Consider the following 1,309-nt stretch of genomic DNA (forward strand, 5'->3'; position numbering starts at 1 on the left):
GGCAGAGCACGCTTCGCCGTAGATTAACCACGGCGGATAACCATGGCATGCACCGGAGCCGGGCTTGCAAGCGTTTTTTGATGGTCAACTTTTTCCTCCCGGCCCGGTGATGCGGGACGTTATCCGAACAAGTGATGGCCCTGAGTAATGTTTCGATTTCGGATTCGCTCTCTGCTCGTAATGGTCCTAGGCACCGCATGTTTCTTTGGCTGGCGTAACTACAACCCCGAGCGATCTGCGATCATTGCGATCGAGAATGCGAGCGGGCGAGTCCACTTCAAGTATCAAGGCCCTGCGATGGCTCCGTTTCCGGACAGACGCAACGCATCGCCAGATTCGATGATTGTCCCGCAGGTTCTTGTTCGACGCTTCGGTTCGACCGAGTCCCCGCCCATGGGCTTTTGGGAATTCCTCACTGGTGACAACGCAGAACAGTGCGTAGTTGCTGTGGAAGTTGCGCTCGACAAGCTAAATGGTGATCTGGTCGATCGCTTGGAATCGTTGAGTCGCCTTGATACCATAATCGTGGAAATGCCCACGGGCATGCTTGGCCTTAACTCCAAGGAAGTGCTGAAGGTTAGGAGGATTCAGGAACGCCTTGCTGTTAACGTAGAAATGACTTTCGACCATGGTTTCTAGTGTCCGATCCACAATCGCGGATAACCAACGGTTGCAACGGAGCGGCGGCCGACACCGTTTTTGTTTGCTTGCAAGTCTACCCCCGCCGCCCGCTGAACCGAACCGTTATCCGACTGAAATGCAGTCACGCTCATGAAACACACCGAGTCTATTTCGACACCTCAATACGCGACAGTCAACACGACATTCCAGGTGGAGACCGACAGCGAAGGCAACCCCTGTTTGATTCTCACGCAGAACTGGGCATCCGGCGTCAACGTCTCAACACATCGGATCGTTGTTACCATTGATGCATTCGACGACTTTCATTCGGCCTACCTTCGTGCCGCTGGCCGCATGAACGCGGACACAAGGGCGTACTCGGTTTCAGATGTTCGGCGTGACTACCCCAACGCATACAGGGGATGGACTCCCGATGACGACCAACGGCTGCTTGATGAACATGCAGCTGGTCACACAATCAAGGAGCTTGCTGATATGTTCGGCAGGCAACGCGGCGCGATTGAATCGTGTCTTGCGAAACTGACTTGACGGAACACGAAACGCGGATAACAAATAAGTCTTTGACATCGCGAGCTTGCGAGCCGATGTTCAAGGACTCGGTTCAAGTAGCCCGGCTATTCAGCCTTGGGATTTGCTTCGTCCGAGTGAAGATGACGACCTGAAGAAG

General features: G+C 54.0%; 2 protein-coding genes. Both read left to right on the forward strand.

Going from position 1 to position 1,309, the window contains the following annotated elements:
* Positions 1-180 precede the first annotated feature (180 nt).
* Positions 181-639, forward strand: coding sequence for a hypothetical protein (locus RC85_RS25860; RefSeq protein ID WP_068267846.1), 459 nt, complete (start codon positions 181-183; stop codon positions 637-639).
* A gap of 132 nt (positions 640-771) precedes the next feature.
* Positions 772-1,170 carry a hypothetical protein gene (locus tag RC85_RS25865; protein WP_068267848.1) on the forward strand — a complete coding sequence of 133 codons (399 nt, stop codon included), beginning with the start codon at positions 772-774 and terminating at the stop codon, positions 1,168-1,170.
* Positions 1,171-1,309: the final 139 nt, after the last annotated feature.

It is taken from the genome of Rubripirellula obstinata (assembly GCF_001642955.1).
In the GTDB taxonomy this organism is placed as follows: domain Bacteria; phylum Planctomycetota; class Planctomycetia; order Pirellulales; family Pirellulaceae; genus Rubripirellula; species Rubripirellula obstinata.